Raw genomic sequence first — 18,657 nt, 5'->3', positions numbered from 1 at the left:
CCCGTACAAGCAATTGCAGGCGGCCGTAAGCTTTAAGGACGCATAGACCGCTGCGCTGCCTCATGCAGCACATTCAATTGCCTTTCCAAGTTTTCAAGAAGCTCTTTTCCATCTTCTTCTTTTACGAGATTCAATCGAATTGCAAAATCTATCTCACGTGACAAACCAAACATTTGAGTATCGAGTACTTCTTCATAAAGCGGACATTGAGGCATGGTCAAATTGTCCATCTGTACTTTGATTAGTTTAAGTATTTTATCAGCATCCGCCAAAAGAAGGGCATATGCTTTCTCTTGATTACTAACGGTGATCTCAGATATCAATATTATCCCTCCGTTAAACAGACTTCTTCTATACAATTCTAGCGGTAGTCCTGCTAAATTGCAAGACACGTCCAGCTAATATTTTTGTCGAATCGTTGTCAATTGTCACATTCTTTATGTTAAGCTGTATCTATAGATACTACTGGAAAAGGAAGTGTCACTATATGGTAATCACCCTGACAGGCAAAGTGGATTTCCCACTTACACTTGATCCATCCGTCTGGATTTTTGATGATCGCAAAATCCTTTTTGAAAACGCTTTTAAAGAGGTCGAGTCAGTCCCCGCTTCGGAAGAAAAACACTGGGATCGTTCTGTTTATCAGCAAAAAATGAAGCCGCCTATCAATAAGAGCCTTACTAAGGCCGAAAGAAAGCTGGCACTTGAAAACAGTTATGTTATGCCTATCTCCGATTTCCTCAACACAGCCAGTATACAAGCAGATGCCATGCATGCGGTATTTCTGACAGACACTGGGGAAGAAATTGTACCTTTGGACGAGCTTAAGGAAAGTATGTTTCTGTTCGCAATAGATGGACGCAGCATCAAAGAAACCGGACCTGCCCACTGTTACCTGCCCAGCAGAAAAGAAGATCCAATTAAAGCCATCCGTCAAATAAAGATCTGCTGAGTTCCTGTTTATAATCTACCGGAAGCGGATATGACTGATAGAGACTTTTTGTAAGATACACACAATAGCATTCCGTATGGTAAACTGGAAAAGTATTATACTCTCCTGAGGTGATAGCATGCGTGTAAAATGTGTACTTTGCGATAAAGTCGAAGAAATAGATGAAGGAAGTCCGCATGCAAAGAAACTGCGGAATCGGCGCAATACCATGCATATATGCAGCGATTGCTCGGACCGTATCTCATTGCGGACGAAGGAACGAAAAGCGACCGGGAACTTCAATTTATACCGGGAAAAGAAGACAGATGAACCTTTAATTTAATAAATGAGGTGAGACGATGTCAAAGGGATTAGCTTTGCTGACTGCAATAATGGTTATTGCTTGCTTCGTAGCAGCAGGCGTGACGATCAGCTATCAAAACTATGGTTTAATGACAGTTGCGATAATCGCCGGTTTCTTCATTATGGGTGCTGGTATCTTCGCAAAAAGAAAAGGACAGTAAAAAAGACGGGCTAACCCGTCTTTTTTATTTCAATTCGATATAATCCTTGATCAGTTCCCCGTGGATGCTGCTATTGGCTGCGACTACTGTTGTCTTATTCAGAAAATCGACGGGCTCCCCTGTTGCATCGGTCAGTTTTCCTCCTACTTCTTGGAGGATTACAAATCCACCAGCATAATCCCAGGGCTGCAGACTGAAGGTTAAGTAAGCATCTGTAATCCCCTCAGCCAGAAAAGCCAGCTCCAATGCTGCTGATCCATATGCTCGCGTTCCCATTGCACGATAGACGAGCTGCTGCAGCTTTTCTTCATTCACACGGCGATTGGGACAGAGCCAGAAATGATTGAGCTCTATGATCGATTGATCGAGCGTCTTTTCAGGAAGGTTTGGCAACTGAAAATCATCCTTGAAGGCCCCTTCGCCGCGCTTTGCATGATAGAGTGTATCCTCCATGACATTGTAAATGATTCCTATTTCCGCAACACCATCATGTATAATGCCTATTGATATGGCGAAGTTAGATTTCTGATGGACAAAATTCATCGTTCCGTCAATCGGATCGATTATCCAGACTGTGCCTTTCGTTTCAGAAACAGCTTCTCCAATACCTTCCTCCCCTAACACTTTATGTGATGGGTAGTTCTCGCGTATTTTTTCCAAAAAGAAAGACTCCACTGCTTTATCCATCTTTGTTACAAGATCTTTCGGGCTTGACTTTGTCATGATCTCCAATGGCTCATCCATTTTCTCTTTGATAAGCTGTCCCGCTTCCAACACCCACTGTTGTGCTTGCTTATGCAATGTATGCTTCATTGATTGCTCCATCATGTGGCCCCCATTCTTTCCACTAGCTTATCACAAATAATTTCACGATTCGAACCGATTCAATTGCTCGCTGAGTACACGAAGCTTCGCCTTAGCTTCCTTCACTGCTTTGTCATCTTCCTCCTGCATGGCATCATGTAAAGTAACTAGATAATAATCGATTTCAAGACGTATAGCAGGCACCTTCTCTTGAGCTTCCCTTTTTCGTAACGCCTCCATTACATCACGCATCTCCATCTCCTCCTATCTATTTATACCATCCTATCAAGTTGTTTCTTTTTACCACTGCAGTGCGGTTTGTAAACCTTTCCTTGCTTGCATTTTACCTATTGGACGGGTATGATGAAGGAAGATTTCTGCAAGGAGTGACATTAATGACAGCATTATTCACAAAAGAAGATTTCGATGTTTTTACAATAGATGGTTTAGATGAAAGAATGGAAGTGCTTCGAAGCCGCCTCTCTCCAAAATTGGAGATGATCGCGACAGAACTAGCTCCGTTCGCAGAACAAGTGACAGACCATGATATGTATGTCCATGTAGCTAAGCATGCACGACGCACGAAGAACGCACCGAACGACACATGGTCCGCTCTTGCATCCAGCAAACGCGGATATAAAAAGCTGCCTCATTTTCAAGTAGGGTTGTGGGGTACACATGTTTTCGTTCAGTTTGCCCTTATTTATGAAAGCCCGTTAAAGGAAACACTCGGTCAGAAAATGACAGAAGCAAAAAAGCAGATTCTCGAATCCATTCCTTCTCATTACGTCTGGTCAATGGATCATATGAAACCCGATGCTTCTCCTATTTCCGATGAGTTATACGACAAAATTGCAGATCGACTGCAGCATGTCAAAAAAGCAGAACTAGTATGCGGGATTCATTTGCGGCCTGATGACCCTGCGCTTGCTTCTAAGGAAGCTTTCCTTAAGGTATGTCAGGATGTCCTAAAACATACAGCTATCCTTTACGAACAGGCTGCTTACGAGCCCGCATAAGAAAAATCCCTTCCTGTAAGAGGAAGGGATTTTTTACATATTTATTTTTGCCCCAGGTGAAGCAGCCTTAGCTTTCTGGACTGCTCTATAGCTGGAATAACCAGAATCCTTTTGAAACTTAGCGTCCAGCTGTTTTTCTTCTGATTTTGAAGGTACAACTTTCTTGAAACGTTCATACGCGAGCAGCAGATCTTCCCGTACACTTCCATCTTCATATGTACGCTCCACTAACGAGAAGAAATTCACTACGTCAATGATTTCCTCTTTCGTCCATGTTTCATCAATTGGATAGCTGTAATTCATTCTATCCCTCCTTTTCCCTGGATAATAGTGTAACACGAAAATAACTTTCCATGCGACGCTAGTAATCGTGTCGCAGTTTTGCTATAATTCTTTTGTTTTTAACTTGTAAAGAGGTGTCAGCTAAGATGTTTTCACAAGATCAAGCACCACTGTTCGATGGTGTGCGCAAGCATGCGGCGAACAAACCGTTACAGTTCCATATACCAGGACATAAAACCGGCAAAGGAATGGATAAAGAATTCTCGGAATTTATAGGTGAGAATGCTCTTTCCATCGATTTGATAAATATAGAACCTCTGGACGATTTACATCACCCCCATGGGATGATCCAAGAAGCACAACAGCTTGCTGCTAAAGCTTTCGGAGCGGACTATACGTTCTTTTCGGTCCAGGGAACAAGCACTCCGATCATGGCAATGGTAATGAGTGTATGTAAACCAGGAGATAAGATCATCGTCCCACGGAACGTCCATAAATCCGTGACCAGCGCGCTCATCTTCTCTGGAGCGATACCTGTCTTCGTACATCCTCAAGTGGATGATAAGCTAGGTATATCGCACGGTATCACTCCGGAAGCCGTAGAAAAAGCATTGGAAGCGAATCCGGATGCAAAAGCTGTTCTCGTCATCAATCCGACCTACTTTGGTGTTGCTGCCGATTTAGCACGTATCGTAGAGATTTCCCACAGTTATGAAGTCCCTGTTCTAGTTGATGAAGCACATGGTGTTCACATTCACTTTCACGATGAAATGCCTGTATCAGCCATGGCTGCAGGAGCAGACCTTGCTGCAACCAGTGTCCACAAACTGGGAGGTTCACTGACGCAAAGCTCCATTTTGAATCTGCGCGAGGGTTTGGTACGTCATGAACAGGTTCAAACGGTCCTTTCCATGCTTACTTCGACGAGTACTTCTTATATACTTCTCGCTTCTTTGGATGCAGCACGCCGCCAGCTTGCCACCGAAGGTCAAGAGATGAACGAACATGCCATCCGGCTGGCAAATGATGCTCGGCATAGCATCAACGCCATAGAAGGCCTATATTGTGCTGGTGAGGAAATCCTTGGGTCAGAGGCTGCTTTTGCCATGGATCCCACCAAACTGCTTGTGTCGGTAAAACAGCTCGGTATATCCGGCAGCGAAGCAGAACGCTGGCTGCGAAAAGAAAAAAATATCGAGGTTGAACTATCCGACTTGTATAACTTGCTGTTTTTGATAACACCGGCTGATACTGTTGTGGAAATCCAGCAGCTTATAGATGCATTGACAGATTTAGCAGACCTTCGTCAAGCACAGATTTCTGCAGTCGAAATTGAGGTATCTATACCAGAAATACCTGTCTTATCCTTAAGTCCCCGAGATGCTTTTTATGCAGATATAGAAGCAATTCCGCTTGCAGAAGCAGAAGGCCGGATCAGTGCTGAATCCATCATGGTCTATCCGCCAGGAATCCCGATTTTCATTCCAGGTGAAATCATCAGTATCGATAATATCAGCTATATAAAAAGAAATCTGGAAGCCGGCCTGCCGGTACAAGGTTTGATGGATGAATCGATTGAATATATCCGCGTTATCAAAGAACACCATGCTTTCCAATAAAAAACTCCCCGTATGGGGAGTTTTTTTATGAAGGTCGCTCTATTGTATCTGGTTCCACAAGCTTATAGCCTTTATCTTTCAAGCCTGTCACAATGTCTGGTACAGCTTGAGCTGTCCATTCTCTATCATGCATGAGGAGATTGGCTCCATTGCCTAGCAGTTCCGTGTTTACCATGATATCCGCTAAAGCATCACTGTCCTGATACTGGCTTTCCCAATCGTATCCATAAGTCCAGTTCATCACCGTCATTCCCTCATCTTCAGCCAGCTGTCTGCTGTAGTCTGTATTCTCTCCAAACGGAGCTCTGAAGAATTCAGGTTTTTCTCCAATGATCTCCTCGACCTCTTCGTTCACTTTGAGAATTTCCTCTTTTACTTCTTCGTCGGTCAGATCATTCAGATTGGCATGACTGTAGGTATGGTTCCCGATTGCAAACCCCATGTCATGAATCTTCTTCAATGTTTCCTTTTGTTCATCAGTTGTCAAAAAGTGACCATTCACGAAAAATATTGCTGGTGCATCAGCTTCCTTCAACGATTCAGCTATTTCAAGCGCATGTTTGTCGGGAGCGTCATCGAATGTCAGAAGTGCGACCTGCGGTTCGGCATCGTCAATCGGTACAATAGAAGAGACTTCCGAAACTTTATATTCCGGTTCTTGCTGTTCCTCCTGTTTCTCGTCAGCTTCCTGCTGATCTGCATTTTTTTCCGCAGTTTGATTCTGTTCGGATGCAGCACCCTCCGTACTTGCGGCTTGATTTGACTCAGTACTCGTCTGCTCCGAGCTGGCACAACCGCTGATCAACACGCCGGATAGGCAGAGGAGCATGGGAAATACTAAGAATCTCTTCACTAGAAAAACCTCCACTTTTACATAATACTGCCATTATAGAGGAAAGTTTTGGAGTTGTAATGCAAGAAGATCGTATCGTGTCGAGTTTAGTAGAAATGTACTGGTCATGGTTTACTAATTTGTCGGAATGGGTAGGAACTTGAAGTAGAGGTTGTTATAATGGTCATTTACGCAAATTATACGAGCTTTAAAGCAGAAAGGATTGTTTTATGAAGAAAACAACAAGCGTTTTTTGGTGGGGTATGGGAATAGTCATTGCTTTCTTGATTTGGGGAAGCATTCCAGAGTCTCTACTTCCAAACGGAAACGTAAATAATGTTACAACTGTAATTCAAGATTTTCTTGTCGACCGTTTTGGGTGGTTCTACTTAATAACTGCTACACTTCTATTAGGTTTTGCATTTTTCCTTATTTTCTCTAAGTATGGAAAAATCACATTAGGTAAGCCAGAGGATGAACCGGAATATAGTTACATATCTTGGTTCGCGATGCTATTTAGTGCTGGTATGGGCATCGGTTTGGTATTCTGGGGAGCATCTGAACCTCTTAACCACTTTAACTCTCCTCCGAGCGTGGTCGATGAAGCAAGAACTGCTGAAGCTGGTACGACCGCCATCTCCTATAGCTTTTTCCACTGGGGTCTGCATCCCTGGGCAATATACGCTACTCTTGCTTTGGCAATTGCCTATTTCACCTTCCGCAAACGATCAAGCGGCGGTGTGATAAGTGCAATCCTGGAACCAGTATTCGGAAAACGAGTATTTGGTCCACTTGGAAAAGTAATTGATATAATTGCTGTATTTGCGACAATTTTTGGTGTAGCTACTTCACTTGGTCTTGGCGCAATACAAATTAGTGGCGGGATTTCTTATCTATTCGAAGGAATTGAACCGACATTCACCACTGAGTTGCTTATTATCGTAATTGTTACTGTACTATTTATTGGTTCTGCGCTCAGCGGCCTGGACAGGGGAATTAAAATTCTTAGTAATGCTAATATAATCTTTGCTGTTTTGCTAATGCTCGCTGTACTCTTGCTGGGACCAACTAATTTTATTCTTGATTCCTTTGTCACATCGTTTGGACAATACGTGCAGCATCTTCCTGAATGGAGCTTGCGTTTAACGCCATATGATACAGATAACTCCTGGATTGGAGATTGGACATTGTTCTACTGGGCATGGTGGATAGCATGGGCACCATTTGTCGCAACTTTTATTGCCAGAGTATCAAAAGGACGTACAATTAGAGAATTCGTTACTGGTGTACTTCTTGTTCCGACCATATTTGGCGCAATATGGTTCGCTGTTTTTGGATCTACTGCAATCAATATGGAATACTTCCAAAACATCGATCTGTTTAGCGACATTTCAGCACTTGGTGAAGAAGTAGGATTGTTCGCTATGCTGACACAGCTTCCTGGCGGTATGATCCTTTCGGTATTAGCATTGCTGCTGATAGCGACTTTCTTCATCACTTCCGCAGACTCTGCCACATTCGTTTTAGGTATGCAGACGACGAATGGTGATCTGAATCCTTCTAAGACAGTGAAATTGATTTGGGGATTGGTTCAGTCCGCAACTGCTGCAATACTATTGTGGGTTGGCGGTGAGGATGGTTTAGGCGCATTGCAGACTGCTTCGATTATTGCTGCCTTTCCATTTGCGATCATTTTGATTTTAGTCGTTATATCGCTTATCATTACCCTAAAAAAAGAAGCACAACGTTTGAATCTGGATAACACACCAAAACAATCTACGAAAAAGACAGAGGATTAATTCCCCTGTCTTTTCTTTTGGCAGGATTTTTTTAGTATTTTATCGAACTTTATTCTGCAGAAGAGGTGATTTAATGGAAGAAATACAAGCTGCCATCATACAGGCTAGAGGAAGTATATATGAAATAGGTAAGAAAACGGCTGCTGTTTATATTAAAAACCCGATACTCCAGCAATTCAGCCAGCTTTCTTCTCAGAAATCAGATTATGAAGAAATTAAAGCTTTGTTTTCGGAGTATGCTCCTCACTTAATAGATGAACTGCAGGGTTTGGCAGATGGCTTGAGTATGACGCTAAAGGAAGCGGCTGTACAATTCAGTGGTTATAATATGCCAAGGCCGCATGCTCTTGGCTGTTCTGCTTATGTTGATCAGTACCACTACGTACGCAATTATGATTTCAGCCCCTCCCTTTACGATCATTGCCTTAGTTTTATAGCGCCAGAAGAGGCATATGGATCGATTGGCTATAATCTGCAGTTAATTGGCAGACATGATGGGGTAAACGAAAAAGGGTTGACAATAGGCCTGCACTTTGTCAGTAATCAGGGATACCGTAAAGGCCTATCTGCTTGGACTGTTCTTAGAATCGCTCTTGATACGTGCGAAACAACTCAGCAGGTCATCGATCTATTCAAAGAGCTGCCGCATGCAGCTTGCTACAACTTCTCAGTTGGAGACGCAAAGGGTACGCACGCTGTCATTGAAGTCACTCCTGAGAAGGTTTGCGTCCTGTCTTCAAGAGCAGGTTTAAACTGCGTCAACCACTTTAAGCACAGCGATTTAGAAGCATTAAATCGACAAGATATGACAAGTTCCGCTAAGCGGGAAAAATTCCTTCTGAACACTAAAACCTCCACAATGTCACAGCAGGAATTATTTGATTTGTTTTCTGATCCCGCTTCTCCCCTTTTCTTCGAAGACTATAATCGGCTGTTTGGTACATTACATACCTTTGCTTACTCTTTTAAAACCAAACAATTAATGACAGCATTATCTCGAGGTAAACGATTGGAACTAAACATAGAGGATTGGTTTACTGGCAACAACTTTAAAGTAGACAGATTATATGGAGAAATAAAAAAAGAGCCTATCCCCGAAGGATAGGCTCTCTCTTTATTATTTTACGATATGGATAGGTGTGCCGATTGCAACTTCAGCAGCTTCCATAGTGATCTCACCAAGAGATGGGTGAGCATGGATTGTAAGTGCAATATCTTCCGCCGTAATTCCAGATTCAACCGCAAGGCCAAGCTCAGCAATCATATCGCTCGCGTTTGGACCAGCGATTTGAGCACCAAGGATAACACCGTCTTCTTCACGAGTGATAAGTTTCATGAAACCATCACTGTCGTTAAGAGATAGCGCACGACCATTTGCAGCAAATGGGAATTTAGAAGCTTTTACTTTGTAGCCAGCATCTTTAGCAGACTGCTCTGTATGACCTACAGAAGCAAGTTCAGGCTCGGAGAAGACTACCATCGGAATACCATTGTAATCGATAGCAGATGGTTTGCCGCTGATTGCTTCCGCAGCGATCTTACCTTCGTAAGAAGCTTTGTGTGCAAGTGGCGGGCCTTCTACGATATCACCGATTGCATAAATGTTTTCGATGTTTGTACGGCACTGCTCATCGATTTCGATAAGACCTCGGTCAGTCATCTTGATACCTACTCCTTCCAAACCTAGTTCGGAAGTGTTAGGGCGACGACCAACTGTAACAAGTACATAATCAGCATCGATAGTTTCTTCTTTACCTTTTGCTTCATATGTTACTTTTACGCCGTCAGCTGTTTCTTCAACGCCTTTAGCCATAGCTTCTGTAACAATGTTAACGCCTTTTTTCTTAAGTCTGCGGGAAACAAGGGAAGTCATTTGTTTCTCGAAACCACCAAGGATGTCTTTCAATCCTTCAAGGACAGTAACTTCAGTACCGAAGTTAGCATAAGCAGTACCAAGCTCGATTCCTACGTAACCGCCGCCGATAACAACGAGTTTCTTAGGAATTTCTTTCAGGTTAAGTGCACCAGTAGAATCTAGTACGCGATCAGAGTATTTGAAGCTTGGAAGCTCGATCGGTGTAGAACCAGTTGCAATGATACAGTTGTTGAAAGTGTAAGTCTGAGAGCTCTTCTCATCCATTACTTTAACAGTGTTTTTGTCTACGAAGTAAACTTCACCGCTTACAACGTCTACTTTGTTGCCTTTCAATAGACTGCCAACACCGGAAGTAAGCTTGTTTACAACACTAGCTTTCCAAGCCTGTACTTTTGAGAAGTCTACTTTTGCACCTTCAGTAGAGATACCAAGATCTGCATCACCATGAGCGTATTCCGCTTTGTGACCCGCTTGGATCAATGCTTTGGAAGGAATACAGCCGACGTTCAAACAAACACCGCCAAGGTTTCCTTTTTCTACTACTGTTACTTTTTGACCTTCTTGTGCAGCGCGGATGGCAGCTACATAGCCGCCAGGTCCCGCACCTACCACAAGAGTATCTAATTCGATTGGGAAGTCTCCTACTACCATTTCTTATCCCTCCATCATGATTAGTTGTGGATCAGCCAATAGACGTTTCAAGTGGTTCATTGCTGTTTGAGCAGTTGCACCGTCAACGATTCTATGGTCGAAGCTTAGAGAAAGTGCAAGCACTGGAGCTGCAACGATCTCGCCGTCTTTAACGATTGCTTTTTCAGCAATACGTCCAACACCTAGGATTGCTGCTTCAGGGTAGTTGATTACCGGAGTGAACCACTGACCGCCTGCAGAACCGATGTTAGAGATAGTGCTGGAAGCACCCTTCATTTCATTCGGAGCAAGTTTTCCATCACGCGCTTTAACAGCAAGCTCGTTGATTTCCTGGGAAATAGTAAAGATGGACTTGCGATCCGCATTTTTCACAACTGGTACAAGAAGACCTTTTTCAGTGTCAGCTGCGATACCGATGTTGTAATAATGTTTTGTAACGATCTCGTCTGTCGCATCGTCGATGGAAGAGTTCAAGATCGGGAAGTTTTTCAATACAGAAACAAGCGCTTTGGCAACGTAAGGAAGATACGTTAGCTTGATTTCTTTTTCAGCTGCAACAGCTTTGAATTTCTTACGGTGAGCAACAAGCTCAGTTACATCTACTTCATCCATCAACGTAACGTGAGGAGCTGTAGTTTTGGAAGTAACCATCGCCTTAGCGATCGCACGACGGATACCGCTCATTTTCTCTCTGGATTCAGGGTATTCATCACCAGAAACAACTGGAGCAGACTGTTTTTGTTCAGCAGCAGGCTCTTGAGCAGCTTCAGCTTGTGGTGCAGCTTTCGCAGCGCCGCCGTTTTTGAAGCTGTCGATATCTTCAGCTAGTACACGGCCGCCTTTACCAGAACCAGATACTTGTTTGATGTCTACACCTTGCTCACGAGCATATTTGCGTACAGAAGGCATTGCGATGATTAGATCGCCAGATGGAGCTTCGCCAGCTTCAGCTTTAGGACCTTCTTCTTTGATTTTTTCAACAGTTTCGTTGGATTCCGTACCATTAGCTTGGATGGAAGTCTGTTCCTGCTCAGCTGGAGCCGGAGCATCTCCGCCAGCTGCATCGCCAGCTTCGCCATCGAATGTGATAAGTGTATCACCAACGATTGCTACTTCACCTTCACCTACAGAGATCTTGCTTACTGTACCCTCATAAGGAGATGGGATTTCAACTACTGCTTTATCGTTTTGGACTTCGCAAAGTACGTCGTCCTCTGCTACTGTGTCGCCTTCTTTGACGAACCATTTTACGATTTCACCTTCGTGAATACCTTCACCGATATCCGGCATTTTGAATTCGAAAGCCAAAATAATTACCTCCTGATTCTGCTTTTAGAAATTGATTACTTCGTTCGCTTTTTCCACGATGTCGTTATGGTTTGGAAGCCATACTTCTTCTGCTTGTGAGAAAGCAAAAACAGTATCCGGTGCTGCAACACGCATAACTGGTGCTTCAAGATGAAGGATAGCGCGCTCTTGGATCTCAGAGATCAAGTGAGCAGCGATACCAGCTTGACGCTGTGCTTCCTGCACAACTACAACACGGCCAGTTTTCTTAACAGATGCAAGAACTGTATCAAGATCGATCGGGCTTACAGTACGCAAGTCGATTACTTCAGCAGATACATTGTTTTTCTCAAGTTCTTCTGCAGCTTTCAAAGAAGCTTGAACCATTGCGCCATAAGCGATCAATGTTACATCAGTACCTTCACGTTTAACAGCAGCTTTACCGATTTCAACTGTGTATTCCTCTTCAGGAACCTCTTCACGGAATGAACGGTAAAGTTTCATGTGCTCAAGGTAGATAACTGGATCGTTATCGCGGATCGCAGAGATCAAAAGACCTTTTGCATCATAAGGGTTGGATGGGATAACAACTTTAAGACCAGGCTGTTGTGCCATAAGTCCTTCAAGGGAATCCGCGTGCAGCTCAGGAGTGTGCACACCGCCGCCGAATGGCGCACGGATTGTGACAGGAGCGTTTTGCGTGCCACCGGAACGGTAGCGCAAACGAGCCAATTGTCCGCTGATTGCATCCATAACTTCGTATACGAAGCCAAAGAATTGGATTTCAGGTACTGGACGGAAGCCTTCGATCGCAAGACCTACAGCCATACCGCCGATTGCAGATTCTGCAAGTGGTGTATCGAATACGCGGTCCTCGCCGAATTCAGCTTGCAGACCTTCAGTAGCACGGAATACGCCGCCGTTTTTACCAACGTCTTCCCCGAAGACCATAACGTTTTCGTCATTCTTCAGTTCCGTACGGAGAGCATCAGTGATTGCTTGGATCATTGTCATTTGTGCCATGACTTACTTCGACTCCTTTTCTTTGTACACTTCCAATTGTTCTTCAAGGTTAGAAGGAAGTACTTCGTACATGTTGTTGATCAAGTCGGATACTTTCATTTTCGGATAGTTATCCGCATCTTTGATCGCAGCTTTGATTTCTTCTTTCGCTTGGTCGATCACTTTGTTTTCTTCTTCTTCCGACCATAGGCCTTTTGCTTCCAAGTACTTGCGGAAACGTACCAATGGATCTTGTCTTTCCCACTCAGTATCCATTTCTTCTGTACGGTAGCGAGTTGGGTCATCACCAGCCATTGTATGCGGGCCGTAACGGTAAGTAAGTGTTTCGATCAAAGTAGGACCTTCACCGTTGATCGCACGTTCACGAGCTTGTTTTGTAGCTGCATATACAGCAAGTACGTCCATACCGTCTACTTGGATTCCAGGAATGCCAACTGCAACTGCTTTTTGTGCCAACGTTTTCGCTTTAGTCTGTTTCTCACGTGGAACAGAGATCGCGAAATGGTTGTTTTGTACAACGAAGATAGCCGGTGCATCATATACTGCTGCAAAGTTCATACCTTCGTAGAAGTCTCCCTCAGAAGTACCGCCGTCACCTGTGTAAGTGATTGCAACGGATTTCTTGCCGCGGCGTTTCATACCTAATGCAACACCAGCTGCTTGAGTATACTGAGCACCGATGATGATCTGCGGGCTTAGCGCGTTCACACCTTCAGGGAATTGGTTTCCATGGAAGTGACCACGGGAAAATAGGAATGCTTGATAAAGTGGAAGACCGTGCCAGATAAGCTGCGGTACATCACGGTAACCAGGCAAGATGAAATCTTCTTTCTCCAAAGCGAAATGCGTACCAAGCTGGGACGCTTCCTGACCTGCTGTAGGAGCATAGAATCCTAGTCTACCTTGTCTATTCAATGCAATGGAGCGCTGATCAAGGATGCGCGTATACACCATTCTGTGCATTAATTCCTTCAATTCTTCATCTGACAAATCCGGCAAAGCTTCTTCGTTTACAACTTCGCCATTTTCGTTAAGGATCTGAAGCATTTCAAACTGTTCTTCAATACCTTCTAGCGTACGTTTCAAAGCTAGTCACCTATCCTTCCTAGAACTATATTTACTGTAATAGCCTTTCCAAAAACACTGGAAGTACCACAATAGTTTACTGTACCCGCTGCATCCCCTCGTTTAACCGGTTACAACAGAAGTACACAAAACTGTTACATAAATCATGATAACAAATAGTGATACAATTCATGTCCTGTTATAGTTTAGCTTATCTTGCCGGAAAACGTCAACAACTTAGATTAGATATTGCTAAGAATTTATGAAAACGGTATTAAAGAAATCTTCGCAATTCTCTAATCCTCAACTGTACTACACAATATGTTAACACTGTATCAGTACAATTAAAAAAACCCTTTTCCCACTCTGGGAAAAGGGTTCCTCCTTATTGGTTCTTTACATTCAGACCCGCAGCTTCATAAAACTGCTGTTTTTGCTCATTAAATGCCTCTGTCTGAGTATTGAACTCTTCATTGGCCGATTTGATTTCTTCATAACCTGCATTAATCTTTTCGATTTGGCTGGTTAATTCATCCTGCGTAATGTCATCTTGCTGGAACATGTCATACAGGGTATTATCTTCATCCAACACTTTCGTATATGCTTCATGGAGTTTGTCATATGCACTGTAACGTGCCTCCATCGTTTCATATAGTGTCTGTGCCTTCTGCTTTGCATCATCGTTTTCCAGCTCATCAATGATAGAATCCACTTCCTCGAATTCAGCTTCCGCCTTATCCAAGCTTTCTTTTTCTTTCGCAAGCGCATCTTTACGCTGTCCGATCACGTCGATTGCTTCCTGGGATTTACTCTTGATTTGGTCCAGTTCATCTGTACCCAGCTGCAAAATTTCATTATATAAGTCCTGTTCTTTCTTTTCCAAATCTGCCAAAGACTCTTGCTGTTCGACATATCCTGATTCCAGAGATACAGTCTCCTCCAAATGATTGTATACCTGTTCCTCCGGCGACGCATTATTACATGCAGTGAGTCCCACAGCGCTCCCCATCAGGAGTATGCCTAATCCTAACTTGCGCAAAACGTATCCTCCTCTGCCATGTTTCCCACAGCTTCTATGTATTCCCCTACATTGTATACCAAACAGAAAATTCGTGAAAGAAATACGATAAACGAGTCCTCAAACTTGTTCTTGTGTCAGACAGACATTCTTGTGATACACTATAGAACGGAAAAGTAACAGTGCAAGGAGTGATCAGCATGATTACCATGGAAGATATTATCCGTGAAGGCAATCCGATTCTAGAGCAAGTTGCAGAAGCAGTGGAACTGCCTGCATCGGAAGAAGATAAGCAAACATTGACAGATATGCTCGAATACTTGAAGAACAGCCAGGATGAGGACATTGCGACGAAGTATGATCTGCGTCCCGGCGTAGGACTTGCGGCACCACAAATCGGCATTTCCAAGCGCATGATAGCTGTCTATTTCGAAGATCCTAATGGTACCTTCTATGAATACGGCCTTTTCAATCCGAAAATCGTCAGTCATTCTGTCGAACATACGTATTTGATGAGCGGTGAAGGCTGCCTTTCGGTTGATCGTGAAATCCCTGGGTATGTACCTCGGTATTCCCGGATAACAGTCAAAGCTGTCACATTGGAAGGTAAAGAAGTCAAACTGCGCCTTAAAGGCTATGCAGCTGTTGTCTTCCAGCATGAAATCGATCATTTAAACGGAACGATGTTCTATGATCGAATTAATAAAGAGGATCCTTTCGCACAGCCGGATAACTCTAAACCGATTGAATTATAAAAAAAATGCGCACTCACGGAGAGTGCGCATTTTTTATATCAACCCAGCCTCTTTCAGGCCAAGCGCAAGTCCGTCTTCATCCACATGGGCGGTCTGGATGTCAGCCAGCTCCTTCAATTCCGGCACTGCATTCCCCATCACAATGCCAGTACCCGCAAATTCGATCATCTCCAAATCATTCAGTCCATCTCCGCAAGCATATGCTGACTGTACAGAAAGGCCTGCTGCTTCCAGCAACTTCATAACCCCGATTTTCTTGGAACCATCACCAGGCAGGACATCACAGGAAAGCGGATGCCATCGAATGAACCGGACATGGTTATGATGGGAGGAATATTCTTCTTGATCATCTGCCTCACAAAATAGAAGAGCTTGGTAAATTGGTTCATGATGGAAATAGTCTTTATCAATTTCCGGATATGTAAACCCAAGGGACGCCAGGCTGTCACGCACAAATTCATTATCCGTTTCCGAAGCCTTCATGATCGTATCTCCCATAAACACCATCGCGTGCTCTTTCCCGGATGCTTCATCATACAAATGCAGCAAATGCTCCCTTTTGATTGGATTACGATAGATAACTTCATCTTCGAAAACGACGTACTGACCGTTATAGCTTACAAAGGAATTAATACCAAGCTCTTTACGGATTTCCTCAAACATGAACGGAGCCCGCCCTGTCGCTATTGCAACGTAATGACCATTCTCCTTCAATGCCTGAACAGCTTCTTTTGTTGCCTGAGGAATTTCACCCTTTGTATTCAGAATAGTGCCATCGATATCAAGGAATACGATTCTCTTCTCCATAGTACATCCTCCTCCTAGTCGTTCCTGCCCTTGCATCTTTCTTCTCTACTTCTTATAATCGAGTATAAGTTATGCAGGTTCGTCGAAAAATATCTTTACATGAATCCCAAGAGAAAACAACCTTCCCTTCCTTTTATCGGCAGTTTTTTTGAAAGTATGCTGTGTTTTTGTTTTCATCTTAGCGTTTTCATACTATACTGTAAGTAAGAGGGATTGGACGGGTAAACGTTTTTTCTTGCTTTTCTCGAAACGAAAGGAGTTGCTTCGTGTGCTCAAGCGTTTGAAGGAAAAGTTAAAGAAACGGTGGAAAGATTTATTTGGCCAAAAACGACGAGTGCCTACTACGTGCGGACAAGATCTAACTGAATAGCAATACGCCAGCAATTCGGTTCTTAAACAGACTTGCTCCGTTCGTTATGGATATAAAGCAATTGTCAACCATAAGAATAGGAGAGATAGATATGGTATTTAAAGTATTTTATCAGGAAAACCCATCCGAAATTCCTGTACGCGAGCGTTCTAAAAGCTTGTACATGGAAGCGGAAAGTGTAAGACAGGTACGTAACACATTAGCAGATCGCGACATCAACATCGAGTTCATCCAGCCGCTCGATGAAGCGCATCTTGCATATGAGAAGCAATCCGAAGACTTCAAATTGGAGCAAGCGAAATGAAATTCGTAAAAAATGACCAAACAGCTGTTTTTGCCATCGGCGGACTCGGAGAAATCGGCAAAAACATGTATGGGGTCCAATTCCAGGATGAAATCATCATCATCGATGCAGGAATCAAATTCCCTGAGGACGAGCTTCTCGGTATCGATTATGTTATTCCTGATTTCACTTACATCGTACAAAACCAGGACAAAATCAAAGGCTTGTTCATTACTCATGGTCACGAGGACCACATCGGCGGCGTACCTTACCTCTTGAAAGAAGTGAACATTCCGATTTATGCAGGGAAACTTGCAATGGGAATGATCAAAAATAAATTGGATGAGCACGGCCTCTTGCGTAATGCCAAGCTTAACATTTATGGGGAAGATGACATCATCAAGTTCAGAAAGACTTCTGTCAGCTTCTTCCGTACAACACATAGTATTCCAGAATCGTTCGGTGTAGTCGTCAAGACCCCTCCTGGCAACATCGTGCATACTGGTGACTTCAAATTTGATTTCACTCCAGTCGGCCAGCCAGCTGACATAGCTAAAATGGCTGAAATCGGCAAAGAAGGCGTACTTTGCTTACTATCCGACTCAACGAACAGTGAAGTACCAGGATTCACCATGTCTGAACGTGTTGTTGGTGAAAGTATCAGCGATATTTTCAGACGTGTCGATGGCCGCTTGATTTTCGCTACTTTTGCTTCCAATATCCATCGGTTGCAGCAAGTAATTGATTCAGCTGTGAAAACAGGTCGTAAAGTTGCCATTTTCGGAAGAAGCATGGAAACAAACATCAACCTTGGTATCGAACTTGGATTCATCAATGCACCGAAGGAAACATTCATTGATTCGCATCAGATCAATCGTCTGCCAGCGAATGAAGTTGTTATCCTATGTACGGGTTCACAAGGTGAACCGATGGCTGCACTTTCTCGTATTGCCAACGGAACACATCGTCAGATTCAAATTCAGCCTGGTGATTCGGTTGTCTTCTCGTCTTCACCGATTCCGGGTAACGCAATCAGCGTTAGCCGTATCATCAATATGCTATATCGTGCAGGAGCTGATGTTATCCATGGCGCATTGAATAACATCCACACTTCCGGTCACGGCAGTCAAGAAGAACAGAAGCTAATGCTACGCCTGATGAATCCGAAATACTTCATGCCAATTCACGGGGAATACCGCATGCTAGTAGAGCATATGAAACTTGGTAAGCTTACTGGAATTAGCGAAGAAAATTCATTCATCATGGATAACGGAGATGTATTGGCATTAGGCAAAGATAGTGCTGCCATTGCAGGTAAGATTCCATCCGGTTCCATTTATGTGGACGGCAGCGGTATTGGTGATATCGGTAATATCGTATTACGTGATCGCCGCATCCTTTCCGAAGAGGGACTAGTCATCGTTGTTGTCAGCATTAATATGAAAGAATTCCGCATCGCTTCCGGTCCGGATATCATCTCTCGCGGATTTGTATACATGCGTGAATCAGAAGACCTTATCAATGAGGCACAAAAAATCGTTTCTGCTCATTTGAATAAAGTGATGGAAAGAAAAACAACACAATGGTCTGAAATCAAAAATGAAATTACAGATACAATTGCGCCGTTCTTGTTCGAAAAAACAAAACGCCGCCCAATGGTACTTCCTATCATCATGGAAGTATAATAAAAAGCCTGAGCTTATCGCTCAGGC

General features: G+C 43.4%; 21 protein-coding genes. 10 read left to right on the top strand and 11 right to left on the bottom strand.

Annotated elements, in window-relative coordinates:
* Window positions 1-32: 32 nt before the first annotated feature.
* Window positions 33-323: an Fpa/YlaN family protein gene (locus tag CHH91_RS08360; RefSeq protein ID WP_038559874.1), complete on the bottom strand. Its 291-nt coding sequence runs from the start codon at window positions 321-323 to the stop codon at window positions 33-35.
* Between the two features lie 164 nt (window positions 324-487).
* Between CHH91_RS08360 and CHH91_RS08355 the strand changes: the two genes are divergently transcribed.
* The 3 genes from CHH91_RS08355 (at window position 488) to CHH91_RS20525 (ending at window position 1,455) form a co-directional block, all read left to right on the top strand.
* Window positions 488-952, top strand: coding sequence for a hypothetical protein (locus CHH91_RS08355; protein ID WP_095222995.1), 465 nt, complete (start codon window positions 488-490; stop codon window positions 950-952).
* Between the two features lie 118 nt (window positions 953-1,070).
* Window positions 1,071-1,274 carry a YlaI family protein gene (locus tag CHH91_RS08350; RefSeq protein ID WP_095222994.1) on the top strand — a complete coding sequence of 68 codons (204 nt, stop codon included), beginning with the start codon at window positions 1,071-1,073 and terminating at the stop codon, window positions 1,272-1,274.
* 16 nt (window positions 1,275-1,290) lie between these two features.
* Window positions 1,291-1,455, top strand: a complete 165-nt coding sequence (locus tag CHH91_RS20525; RefSeq protein WP_176465729.1) for a DUF5325 family protein — start codon at window positions 1,291-1,293, stop codon at window positions 1,453-1,455.
* A 24-nt stretch (window positions 1,456-1,479) separates the two neighbouring features.
* Here the strand turns inward: CHH91_RS20525 and CHH91_RS08345 are convergent, their stop codons facing one another.
* Both CHH91_RS08345 and CHH91_RS08340 read right to left on the bottom strand, forming a co-directional pair.
* Entirely contained in the window at window positions 1,480-2,280 is an 801-nt protein-coding gene (locus tag CHH91_RS08345) for an inositol monophosphatase family protein (RefSeq protein ID WP_095222993.1), read from the bottom strand.
* A 42-nt stretch (window positions 2,281-2,322) separates the two neighbouring features.
* Window positions 2,323-2,511, bottom strand: a complete 189-nt coding sequence (locus tag CHH91_RS08340) for a hypothetical protein (RefSeq protein ID WP_176465728.1) — start codon at window positions 2,509-2,511, stop codon at window positions 2,323-2,325.
* A 143-nt stretch (window positions 2,512-2,654) separates the two neighbouring features.
* Between CHH91_RS08340 and CHH91_RS08335 the strand changes: the two genes are divergently transcribed.
* A complete protein-coding gene (locus tag CHH91_RS08335; RefSeq protein WP_095222991.1) occupies window positions 2,655-3,278 on the top strand; it encodes a YktB family protein in 624 nt (207 codons plus the stop codon).
* Between the two features lie 33 nt (window positions 3,279-3,311).
* Here CHH91_RS08335 and CHH91_RS08330 read toward each other — a convergent pair whose 3' ends face one another.
* Window positions 3,312-3,581, bottom strand: a complete 270-nt coding sequence (locus CHH91_RS08330) for a UPF0223 family protein (RefSeq protein WP_095222990.1) — start codon at window positions 3,579-3,581, stop codon at window positions 3,312-3,314.
* A 125-nt stretch (window positions 3,582-3,706) separates the two neighbouring features.
* Here CHH91_RS08330 and CHH91_RS08325 point away from each other — a divergent pair, with 125 nt between their 5' ends.
* Window positions 3,707-5,179 (top strand): aminotransferase class I/II-fold pyridoxal phosphate-dependent enzyme, encoded by a 1,473-nt coding sequence (locus tag CHH91_RS08325; protein WP_095222989.1) that lies wholly within the window; start codon window positions 3,707-3,709, stop codon window positions 5,177-5,179.
* Between the two features lie 25 nt (window positions 5,180-5,204).
* Here the strand turns inward: CHH91_RS08325 and CHH91_RS08320 are convergent, their stop codons facing one another.
* A complete protein-coding gene (locus CHH91_RS08320; RefSeq protein ID WP_286160726.1) occupies window positions 5,205-6,032 on the bottom strand; it encodes a polysaccharide deacetylase family protein in 828 nt (275 codons plus the stop codon).
* Window positions 6,033-6,241: 209 nt separating this feature from the next.
* Here CHH91_RS08320 and CHH91_RS08315 point away from each other — a divergent pair, with 209 nt between their 5' ends.
* Window positions 6,242-7,810, top strand: coding sequence for a glycine betaine uptake BCCT transporter (locus CHH91_RS08315; protein ID WP_095222988.1), 1,569 nt, complete (start codon window positions 6,242-6,244; stop codon window positions 7,808-7,810).
* A gap of 73 nt (window positions 7,811-7,883) precedes the next feature.
* Window positions 7,884-8,915 carry a C45 family autoproteolytic acyltransferase/hydrolase gene (locus CHH91_RS08310; RefSeq protein WP_095222987.1) on the top strand — a complete coding sequence of 344 codons (1,032 nt, stop codon included), beginning with the start codon at window positions 7,884-7,886 and terminating at the stop codon, window positions 8,913-8,915.
* A 12-nt stretch (window positions 8,916-8,927) separates the two neighbouring features.
* Here the strand turns inward: CHH91_RS08310 and lpdA are convergent, their stop codons facing one another.
* From lpdA to CHH91_RS08285, 5 genes are all read right to left on the bottom strand, one after another.
* Window positions 8,928-10,337, bottom strand: coding sequence for a dihydrolipoyl dehydrogenase (lpdA, locus tag CHH91_RS08305; RefSeq protein ID WP_095222986.1), 1,410 nt, complete (start codon window positions 10,335-10,337; stop codon window positions 8,928-8,930).
* 3 nt (window positions 10,338-10,340) lie between these two features.
* The gene (locus tag CHH91_RS08300; protein ID WP_095222985.1) at window positions 10,341-11,645 is read right to left on the bottom strand and encodes a dihydrolipoamide acetyltransferase family protein; all 1,305 of its coding nucleotides are present in this window, start codon (window positions 11,643-11,645) and stop codon (window positions 10,341-10,343) included.
* 24 nt (window positions 11,646-11,669) lie between these two features.
* Window positions 11,670-12,647: an alpha-ketoacid dehydrogenase subunit beta gene (locus CHH91_RS08295; protein WP_095222984.1), complete on the bottom strand. Its 978-nt coding sequence runs from the start codon at window positions 12,645-12,647 to the stop codon at window positions 11,670-11,672.
* Window positions 12,648-12,650: 3 nt separating this feature from the next.
* Window positions 12,651-13,694: a pyruvate dehydrogenase (acetyl-transferring) E1 component subunit alpha gene (gene pdhA, locus CHH91_RS08290; RefSeq protein ID WP_170937536.1), complete on the bottom strand. Its 1,044-nt coding sequence runs from the start codon at window positions 13,692-13,694 to the stop codon at window positions 12,651-12,653.
* A 403-nt stretch (window positions 13,695-14,097) separates the two neighbouring features.
* The gene (locus tag CHH91_RS08285; protein WP_286160725.1) at window positions 14,098-14,751 is read right to left on the bottom strand and encodes a YkyA family protein; all 654 of its coding nucleotides are present in this window, start codon (window positions 14,749-14,751) and stop codon (window positions 14,098-14,100) included.
* A gap of 179 nt (window positions 14,752-14,930) precedes the next feature.
* Here CHH91_RS08285 and def point away from each other — a divergent pair, with 179 nt between their 5' ends.
* Window positions 14,931-15,485 carry a peptide deformylase gene (gene def, locus CHH91_RS08280; protein ID WP_095222983.1) on the top strand — a complete coding sequence of 185 codons (555 nt, stop codon included), beginning with the start codon at window positions 14,931-14,933 and terminating at the stop codon, window positions 15,483-15,485.
* A 33-nt stretch (window positions 15,486-15,518) separates the two neighbouring features.
* On the opposite strand, the gene CHH91_RS08275 is transcribed toward def, so the two are convergent.
* Window positions 15,519-16,292, bottom strand: a complete 774-nt coding sequence (locus tag CHH91_RS08275; RefSeq protein ID WP_095222982.1) for a Cof-type HAD-IIB family hydrolase — start codon at window positions 16,290-16,292, stop codon at window positions 15,519-15,521.
* A gap of 461 nt (window positions 16,293-16,753) precedes the next feature.
* Here CHH91_RS08275 and CHH91_RS08270 point away from each other — a divergent pair, with 461 nt between their 5' ends.
* Together CHH91_RS08270 and rnjA are read left to right on the top strand one after the other, a co-directional pair.
* Complete coding sequence (locus CHH91_RS08270; protein ID WP_095222981.1) at window positions 16,754-16,966, top strand: DNA-dependent RNA polymerase subunit epsilon; 213 nt, start codon at window positions 16,754-16,756, stop codon at window positions 16,964-16,966.
* Window positions 16,963-18,630, top strand: a complete 1,668-nt coding sequence (rnjA, locus tag CHH91_RS08265; protein WP_095222980.1) for a ribonuclease J1 — start codon at window positions 16,963-16,965, stop codon at window positions 18,628-18,630. The genes CHH91_RS08270 and rnjA overlap by 4 nt, the downstream gene beginning before the upstream one ends.
* The last annotated feature ends 27 nt before the right edge of the window (window positions 18,631-18,657 follow it).

Origin of the sequence: Virgibacillus sp. 7505 (assembly GCF_002272135.1) — a bacterium.
GTDB lineage: Bacteria > Bacillota > Bacilli > Bacillales > Amphibacillaceae > Terribacillus.
The sequence above is the reverse complement of the archived record's forward strand: the minus strand, read 5'-3'. Positions and strand labels throughout refer to the sequence as shown.